General features: G+C 74.3%; 7 protein-coding genes. 2 read left to right on the top strand and 5 right to left on the bottom strand.

Annotated elements, in window-relative coordinates:
- Positions 1-61: 61 nt before the first annotated feature.
- The gene (gene ureG, locus VK611_04890; GenBank protein ID HMG40639.1) at positions 62-751 is read left to right on the top strand and encodes an urease accessory protein UreG; all 690 of its coding nucleotides are present in this window, start codon (positions 62-64) and stop codon (positions 749-751) included.
- Complete coding sequence (locus tag VK611_04885; protein HMG40638.1) at positions 748-1,443, top strand: urease accessory protein UreD; 696 nt, start codon at positions 748-750, stop codon at positions 1,441-1,443. Before ureG ends, VK611_04885 begins: the two co-directional genes overlap by 4 nt.
- Before the next feature lie 146 nt (positions 1,444-1,589).
- On the opposite strand, the gene VK611_04880 is transcribed toward VK611_04885, so the two are convergent.
- Genes VK611_04880 through VK611_04860 form a run of 5 tightly spaced genes read right to left on the bottom strand, consistent with a single transcriptional unit; the run spans position 1,590 to position 8,552 of the window.
- A complete protein-coding gene (locus VK611_04880) occupies positions 1,590-2,927 on the bottom strand; it encodes a HAMP domain-containing sensor histidine kinase (protein HMG40637.1) in 1,338 nt (445 codons plus the stop codon).
- 6 nt (positions 2,928-2,933) lie between these two features.
- The gene (locus VK611_04875; GenBank protein ID HMG40636.1) at positions 2,934-3,608 is read right to left on the bottom strand and encodes a response regulator transcription factor; all 675 of its coding nucleotides are present in this window, start codon (positions 3,606-3,608) and stop codon (positions 2,934-2,936) included.
- Between the two features lie 14 nt (positions 3,609-3,622).
- The gene (locus VK611_04870) at positions 3,623-4,255 is read right to left on the bottom strand and encodes a hypothetical protein (protein ID HMG40635.1); all 633 of its coding nucleotides are present in this window, start codon (positions 4,253-4,255) and stop codon (positions 3,623-3,625) included.
- 53 nt (positions 4,256-4,308) lie between these two features.
- Positions 4,309-8,094 (bottom strand): ABC transporter ATP-binding protein, encoded by a 3,786-nt coding sequence (locus VK611_04865; GenBank protein ID HMG40634.1) that lies wholly within the window; start codon positions 8,092-8,094, stop codon positions 4,309-4,311.
- Positions 8,091-8,552: a MarR family transcriptional regulator gene (locus VK611_04860; GenBank protein ID HMG40633.1), complete on the bottom strand. Its 462-nt coding sequence runs from the start codon at positions 8,550-8,552 to the stop codon at positions 8,091-8,093. The genes VK611_04865 and VK611_04860 overlap by 4 nt, the downstream gene beginning before the upstream one ends.
- Between the last annotated feature and the right edge of the window lie 51 nt (positions 8,553-8,603).

Here is an 8,603-nt window from a genome sequence, read left to right as displayed (position 1 = left end):
CCCGCGGCGCCGCTGCTGGAGCTGGCCGCCGAGGACCACGCCACCTGGGAGGTGCGTCTCTTTGCGTCATGACCACGATCGTCCCCACCTCCACGACGAGGCGCCCCTGCTGCCGGCACCCGGACCCGGGCCCGGCCGCCGGGCGCTGCGGGTCGGCATCGGCGGTCCGGTCGGCTGCGGAAAGACCGCCCTGGTGGCCGCCCTGTGCCGCCACCTGCGCGACGAGCTGGCGATCGGCGTCGTCACCAACGACATCTACACCACCGAGGACGCCGACTTCCTCCGCCGAAACGGCGTCCTCGGCCCCGAGCGGATCACCGCCGTCGAGACCGGCTGCTGCCCCCACACCGCCATCCGCGACGACATCACCGCCAACCTCGACGCCGTCGAGGAGCTGGAGGAGCGGATCGGCCCGCTCGACCTGGTGCTGGTCGAGAGCGGTGGCGACAACCTCACCGCCACCTTCAGCCACGGCCTGGTCGACCGGCAGATCTTCGTGGTCGACGTGGCCGGCGGCGACAAGGTCCCCCGGAAGGGCGGCCCGGGCGTCACCACCGCCGACCTGCTGGTGGTCAACAAGACCGACCTGGCGCCGCTGGTGGGCGCCAGCCTCGACGTGATGGCCCGCGACTCGGCGGCCGTGCGCGGCGACCGCCCCGTCGTGTTCCTCTCCCTCACCGAGCAGCCCGACGCCGCCCCCGTGGTCGCCTGGCTCCGCGCCCAGCTGCCTGCCACCCAGCCGGTCCCGTGAGGGCGAGGGCCGGCGTCACGGTGCTGCCGCCGACCCGGCTGGTCGACCTGCGCTCCGAGTCGCCCCTCACGCTGCGCTGGGCGGACGGCTGCCTCTACGTGGTGGGGAGCGCCTTCGCCCCGCTGGGCGGCGACGAGCTGGAGCTCGACGTCACCGTGGAAGCCGGGGCGACGCTGACCGTCCGGACCGTCGCCGCCTCGGTCGCCCAGCCGTCCCCCGACGGCCGGCCCTCCCGCCTCACGGTCACGGCCCGGGTGGCCGACGGCGCCACCCTCCGCTGGCTGCCCGAGCCCGGCATCGCCGCCACGGGCGCCGTCCACCACAGCCACACCCGGCTCGACCTCGCCGCCACCGCTCAGGTGGTGTGGCGGGAGGAGGTCATCCTCGGCCGCCACGACGAGCCCGGCGGCGAGTGGCACTCCCACCTCGACGTGCAGCTCGGCGGCGCACCCCTCCTGCGCCAGGACACGGCGGCCGGCGGTCCCCACTGGCGCAGCCCCGCCGTGGCCGCCGGCGCCCGGGCGTCAGGCACGCTCCTCGTCGTCGGCCCCACCGCCCCCACCAAGCCGGGTGTGCTGCGGGCCGAGCGCGACGCCTACGCCGCCGTCATGCCCCTCGGATCGCGTCCGGGCGCGGCCCTCACGTCAGCCCTGGCGCCGACCGCCCGCACGCTGCGGCGCCTGCTCGAGTAGGGCGTGTCCTGCAGGTCATGGCGCACGTCTCTCCGGCCAGATGACGCCGCTCGCCGCACCGAGCCGACATTGAAACCCTGGGTGGGTTCCTGCGTCGTCCCGGCACGCCGAGCGCCGCCCCTGGCTCGGAGATCCGCACACCGGACCTACAGGACACGCCCTGATCGCAGCGGGAGGCGGACGACGAGGCGGGCGCCGCCGGCCTCGTTCTGGGTGGCGAAGACGCTGCCGTCCATGGCCTCGGCCAGGGCCCGAACGGTGGCGAGGCCCACGCCGGTGCCCGTGCCGGCCCGTGAGCCGGGCGCCGTCTGGCTGTAGAGGCGGTCGAACACCTTGTCCCGATCGGCGGGGGCGATGCCGGGACCGTCGTCGTCCACCGCCAGCACGGCATCGGCGCCGTCGACCGTCACCAGCACCCGCACGTGCGACGTGGCGTGACGCCCGGCGTTCTCCACCAGGTTGCCGGCGATCTGGGCCAGCCGGTCGGCGTCGCCGTGCACCACCACCGGCCCCGGCGTCAGGTCGAACGACAACACCAGTCCGGCGTCCTCCAGGTCGGGTCGGAGGCCCTCGCCGGCGCCGATGGCCACGTCCCGCAGGTCGACCGGCCGGAGCTGCAGCGTGAACGTCTGCGCCCGCAGCCGGGCCAGGTCGAGCAGGTCGCGCACCAGGCGGTCGAGTCGCCCCGCCTCGGCGAGGATCGTGGCACCCGCCGTCCGGGGATCGGGCGCCGTCTCGTCGACCAGGGCCTCCGCCCACCCGCTGATCGACGTGAGCGGCGTGCGCAGGTCGTGCGACACCGACAGCAGGAACTCCTGCTCCGAGTTGCGAGCCTGCTCCAGCGCGGCCGCCATGGTGTTGATCGACCGGGCGAGGCGGGCCAGCTCGTCGTCGTCACCGGGGCGCGGCTCGTCGACCCGTGCGGCCAGCTCGCCGCGGGCGATCCGCTGCGTCGCCGCCTCGGCGGCCGCCAGCGGCCCGGTGAGCGTCCGGGCGAGCTGCAGCGCCACCAGCACCCCGACGGCCATCGTCCCCGCGCCGGCCACCACGAACCAGCGCCCTGCCGGCCCTACCGAAGCGCCGGTGGAGTCGGTCGCCAGCAGCGCCCGCGCCGGCCCGTCCGGCTGTTGCTCCCGCACGATCGGCGCCGCGGCGATGGTGGTCCTGCCGTCGCGCCGCGACACCGGCGTGCCCTCCCGCAGGCTGGCGATGTCGGCCTCGGACAGCAGCGCCGAGCCCTCATCGAGGACCACGAGGCCCAGCGAGTCGACCGACAGCGTCGGCTCCAGGCGCTCCGTCACCGGCTCGGCCCGTGCCGGCCGCAGCTCGGCGACCACGGCGGCCAGGGCCGTGAGCTGCGACGTGAGCTCCTCCTCGTCGCGGTGCCGGGAGTCGACGGTGGTGAGGACCAGCGTGCCGACTCCGACGACGGCAACCGCGGCAGCGATGGCGGCGGCGATCGTGAAGACGAGGCGGCGCCGCACGCGACCTCAACCGAGCCGGTAGCCGGAGCGGCGCAGGGTGATGAGGGGGAAGTCCTTCCCGAGCTTGCGGCGCAGCTGGGCGACGTGGACGTCGACGGTCCGTTCGTCGCCGTACCAGTCGTAGCCCCAACCCAGGTCGAGCAGCTGCCGCCGCGACAACACCAGCCCTCGGTTCTCCAGCAGCACGACCAGCAGATCGTACTCACGGGGTGCGAGGTCGACCGGCTCGCCCGACCGGGTGACCACGTGGCGGCCGAGGTCGACGGTCACGTCGCCCAGCACCAGCGGCCCGGCCGCCGCGCTCTCGTCGTCGGCCGTGCGCCGCAGGATCGCCTTGATCCGGGCCACCAGCTCCCGGGGCGAGAACGGCTTGGTCACGTAGTCGTCGGCGCCGATCTCGAGGCCGATGATCCGGTCGGTCTCCTCGCCGCGGGCGCTCAGCATCAGGACGGGGACGCTGCCGTCCCGCCGCATCCGCCGGCACACCTCGAGGCCGTCGATCCCGCCGGGGAGCCCGATGTCGACGATGGCGATGGCGGGCTCCCGCTCGGCGACCAGGGCGAGGCCGTCGGCACCGTTGGCGGCCCGCGCCACGTCGTACCCCGCCTGGTCGAGGTACAGGTCCAGCAGGTCGGCGATGTTGTCGTCGTCCTCGACGACCACGACCGTCTTACGCTCCATCGGCACGGATGGTGTCAGCTCCGTTCGACCGACGCGCGGAATGGCGCACCGAACGGGTCGACCACCCGCACGGTGACGGGTTGATCACGACGGCCGACCAGCTCGACCTCGTCGGCGGTCCACACGTGCAGCATGCGGCGGGTGCCGGGCCTGTGGCTGTGCCACACGACCAGGTCGCCGGCCGGCGTCGGGGCGTCGACGCCGGGGCGGGCGGTGAAGAAGGCGCCGACCAGCACCAGGTCGCCGTCGGCGCCCGTCACGTACACGAGCCCGTTGGGTCGCTCGGGGTCGAGGACGTGGCCCTCCTCGGCGACGGTCGGGTTGAGGTAGTGGAGCAGCGGGCTGCGGGGGTGGACCCGGTCGCGGGGCGGCCGGTAGCCGCCGGCCACGGCGTCGTCGACGTCCGCGAAGGCGGCGAGGGTGGACTCGACGTCGGCGATCAGGTCGTCGGCGGCTTCCTGGTCCTCGCCGGACGCGGCGTCGTAGCGCTCCTCGTAGGGCGGGAGCGCCTCGTGGTCGTGCCCGGTCGCGGCGGGCGGTGGATCGTCCTCGTCCACGGAGGCCCAGGCCACGGCCCCGCCTGTGAGCAGGACCGCGGTCGTCACGGACCCGACGGCGGCCCATCCGAGGCGTCCCCTGACGTTCATGTCGCCCAGCAGACCCCCGCCATGTGAGGGACGTGTGAGGGAGCGATGAGCGTCTACGCCGCGACGCTGAACGCCCGCCACAGGGAGGCGTACTCGTCGCTGCCGGCGAGGAGCTCGTCGTGGGTGCCGACGGCGACGATCCGCCCCCCGTCGACCACCACGATGCGGTCGGCGGTCTGGGCCGTGGGCAGGCGGTGGGCCACCAGCACGGTCGTGCGCCCGGTGGCCACCACGCCCATGGCCTGCTGCACCGCGGCCTCGGTGGCCAGGTCGAGGTTCGACGTGGCCTCGTCGAGCAGCAGCACCACCGGGTCGACCAGCTCGGCCCGGGCCAGGGCGATGAGCTGGCGCTGGCCCGCCGACAGGCTCCGACCCCGTTCGCTCACCGCGGTGAGGTAGCCGTCGGGCAGGCGGGCCACGAAGTCGTGCGCTCCGACCGCCCGGGCCGCGGCCTCCACCTCGGCGTCCGACGCGTCGGGCCGCCCGTAGGCGATGTTGTCGCGGATCGTGCCCGTGAACAGGAACGCCTCCTGGGGCACGACGCCCAGCTGACGGCGGAAGGCGCCCAGGTCGACGTCGCGCAGGTCGACGCCGTCGACGGTCACGGCGCCCCCGGTCGGGTCGTAGAAGCGGGCGATCAGCTTCACGATCGTCGACTTGCCCGCCCCCGTCTCGCCCACCAGCGCCACTGTCTCCCCGGCGGCGATGGTGAGGTCGATGCCGGTGAGGGCGTCGTCGGTGGTGTTGGGGTAGCGGAAGCGCACGTCGTCGAGGCGCACCTCGCCGTGGAGGCGTCCGAGTGGCTTGGGCTGCGCCGGGGCCGGGGTGCCCGTCGGGACCGCCATCAGCTCGTCGATGCGGCCGAACGACACCGTCGCCTGCTGCCAGCTGTCGAGCACCTGCGACAGCTGCTGGATCGGCGAGAAGAACATGTTGAGGTACAGCACGAAGGCCACGACGACGCCGGGTGTCACCGTGCCGTTCAGGGCGAGCGTCGAGCCGACGCCCAGCACCACGGCGGTGCCGATGTCCGACAGCAGCAGCACGAACGGGAAGTACAGGGCGATGAGTCGCTGCGCCCCGAGGCGGGCGTCGAGGTACTCGCCGTTGACGTCCCGGAAGCCGGCGATGTTGCGGTCCTCCCGGGTGTACGCCTGCGACACCCGCACGCCCGACAGGCTCTCCTGGAAGTTGGCGTTGACCGCGGCGATGCGGTCGCGGGCGGTGTCGTAGACGGCGCTCGACCGCCGCCGGTACCACCAGGTGGCGAGCGCCAGGGGCGGCAGGACCGACGCGGCGGCCAGGGCGAGCGGCGGCGACAGCACCACGAGGAACCCGAACACGCCGACGCAGGTCGCCAGGCTCACCAGCGCGGTGACCAGGCCGGTCTGCAGGAGCTGCTGCAGCGCCTCGATGTCGGTGGTCATGCGGGTCATGATGCGACCGGCCAGCTCGCGGTCGTAGTAGTCGAGGCTGAGCCGTTGGAGGTGGGCGAACACCCTGATCCGCAGGGCGTAGAGGAGCCGTTCGGCGGTGCGGCCGGTCACGAGGGTGTAGATGCGGGTGATCAGCCAGTCGCCGATCGCCGCCACCAGGAACACCGCGGCGGCGGTCCACAGCGCGGTCTCGTCCATCGCCCGGACGCCGTCGTCGATGCCGCGCCGGACCATGAGGGGACCGATCAGGGTGAGGAGGGCGTCGAAGGCGACGAGGCCGAAGCCGATCGCCAGCGCCCGCCGGTAGGGGCGGAGGAACTCGGGGAGGCGGAACGCCCGGGGCGCGGCCTCGGCGGCGACGTCGATGTCGGGTTCGTCGTCGGCGGGCGGGAGCTTGTCGAGGGCGGCGAGCAGCTCCGGCGTCGGGGCGAGGCCCATCCCGGCCCCTCCACTGGCGAACGTGCCGCCGCCGGGCGCGATGCGGGCCGGTCCGGCCACTTGCGCCGTCGGCGCCAGTCGGTCCCCGTTGCGCTTCTCGGCCGGCCACGCCTCGGGGGTGCTGCGGTCCTCACGAAGTTGCGACAGAACCGGCCCGGAACGGTCCTCTTCTGTCGCAGTTTCGGCGTCGGCCGGCTCCTCGCAGCTGTCACCGGGGCCGGTCAGGAGCGCCCGGTACGTCAACGAGCGGGCCAGCAGCTCGTCGTGGGTGCCGGAGTCGGCGACGCGGCCGCCGTCGACCAGCACGATCCGGTCGGCCAGCCGCAGCGTCGAGCGCCGGTGGGCCACCAGGATCGTGGTGCGCCCCTGCATCGTCGTCTGCAGGGTGGCGTGGATCTCCTCCTCGGTGCGGGCGTCGATCGAGCTGGTGGCGTCGTCGAGGATGAGGATGCGGGGGTCGGTGATCAGCGCCCGGGCCAGCGCCACCCGCTGCCGCTGGCCGCCCGACAGCGTGAGCCCCCGCTCGCCGACCACCGCGTCGTAGCCGTCGGGCAGGGCCCGGATGAACGTGTCGGCCTCGGCGGCCCGAGCCGCGGCGACCACCTCGGCGTCGGTGGCGTCGGGCCGCCCGTAGGCGATGTTGGCGCGGATCGAGTCCGAGAACAGGAACGGCTCCTCGAACACCACGCCGACCTGGCGCCGCAGCGAGTCGAGCGTCACGTCCCGCACATCGACCCCGTCGACCGTGACGCCGCCCGACGCCACGTCGTAGAAGCGGGGGAGCAGCAGGGCGACCGTCGACTTCCCCGACCCGCTCGTCCCCACCAGCGCCACCCGCTCGCCGGGGGCGATGCGCAGGGTGAAGCCGTCGAGCACGGGCTCGTCGTGGGTGTAGCCGAAGTGGACGTCGTCGAAGCGGACCTCGCCCCGTTCGACGGTGAGGTCGGGGGCGTCGGGCCGCTCGACCACCAGCGGGTTGGCGTCGAGCAGGTCGAGCAGCCGCTCGGCCCCCGCCCGGGCCTGCTGCCCGACCGCCAGCGCGGCCGCGAACATCCGCACCGGCGCCACCACCTGCACCAGGTACGACGTGAACGCCAGCAGCGTGCCGACCGTGATCCGGCCGTGGATCGCCATCCAGCCGCCGAACGCCAGCACCGCGACCTGGCCGAGGACGGGGATGATCTGCAGCGTCGGGGTGAAGCGGGCCTGCAGGCGGATGAGGCGCATGCGGGCCCGGAACAGGTCGGCGCTGGCGTCGGCCAGGTGGTCGAGCTCGCGGTCCTCCTGGCCGAAGCCCTTCACGACCCGCACGCCGGTGACGGCCTCGTCGACCACGCCCGCCACCTCGCCGGCCCGCTGCTGCGAGTCCCAGGAGGAGGGGAAGATCGTGGTGCGCAGGCGCAGGGCGGCGACGGCCATCGCCGGCACGACGAGCAGGGCGACCAGCGTGAGCGGCGGCGACAGCACCACCATCACGATCAGCGCCACCACCACCAGCACGAGGTTGCCGAGCATGATCGGCAGGAAGGCGAGGAGGCCCTGGAGCAGGGTGACGTCGCTCGACGAGCGGCTGACGAGCTGGCCGGTGCGGAGCTGGTCGTGGGACGCGAAGTCGAGGCGCTGGAGGCGTTCGTAGACGGCGTTGCGCAGGTCGAACTGCACGTCGAGGGCCACCCGGCCGCCGACGAAGCGGCGCACGTAGGCGGCGGCGAACCCGAAGAACCCGGCGGCGACCAGCAGCACGATCCAGGGCGCCAGCGGGCGGCTCCGGGCGGTGATGACGTCGTCGACGATGATCTTCGCCAGCAGCGGCGTCATGGCCGAGACGCCCTGGCCCGCCATCGACACGCCGAACGCGATCACCACGTTCCGCCGGTGGGCCGCCATGAACGGCCACAGCCGGGCGATCCACCCGCCGGCCTCCGGCGGTGCCGGCTGCGGCGCCGGCCGACTCCGGGTCGTCACGTCGCGGACGCTCCGGCGGTTCCGGCCGTCCCCGCCGCGGCCCGGGTGGCCCGCAGGGCGTCGCCGAGCGACCTGAGGCCCCGGATGGTCCGGTTGCGTTCGGCGGCCGGGGCGGCGTCGAGCACGTCGTGCAGGGCGCCGGCCATGGCCCGCTCCGCCTCCGCCAGCGCGGCGGTGCCGGCCGGCGTCACCTCCAGCCGGACGCCCCGCCGGTCGCCGGTCACGTCGACCCGCCGCACCCAGCCCCGGGTCTCGAGGCCGTCGAGCAGCCCGGTGAGGGAGGGCCGGGAGACGGCTGCCTGCTCGGCGATCCGGCTGGCCCGCTCCGACGACGACGCCACCAGCGCGAGCACCCGGAACTGCGGCAACGTCATCTCCCCGAGCGCCCGCTCCAGCCGCCGAGCCGTGAACGCGACGGCCCGCGCCGCGGTCACCAGCTCCTGTCGTTCCGTACCCATATGGTTAGGGTACCGAACGATCCCCGTTTCGGAACTCGTGCTACGCTCTTC

The organism is Acidimicrobiales bacterium (assembly GCA_035316325.1).
GTDB lineage: Bacteria > Actinomycetota > Acidimicrobiia > Acidimicrobiales > VFJN01 > DASXTK01.
This window is presented reverse-complemented; position numbering and strand designations above follow the sequence as displayed.

Coding starts and splice junctions, on each gene's coding strand:
- VK611_04875 (HMG40636.1), bottom strand. CDS start 3,608: ATGGAGCGTAAGACGGTCGTGGTCGTCGAGGACGACGACAACATCGCC.
- VK611_04870 (HMG40635.1), bottom strand. CDS start 4,255: ATGAACGTCAGGGGACGCCTCGGATGGGCCGCCGTCGGGTCCGTGACG.
- VK611_04860 (HMG40633.1), bottom strand. CDS start 8,552: ATGGGTACGGAACGACAGGAGCTGGTGACCGCGGCGCGGGCCGTCGCG.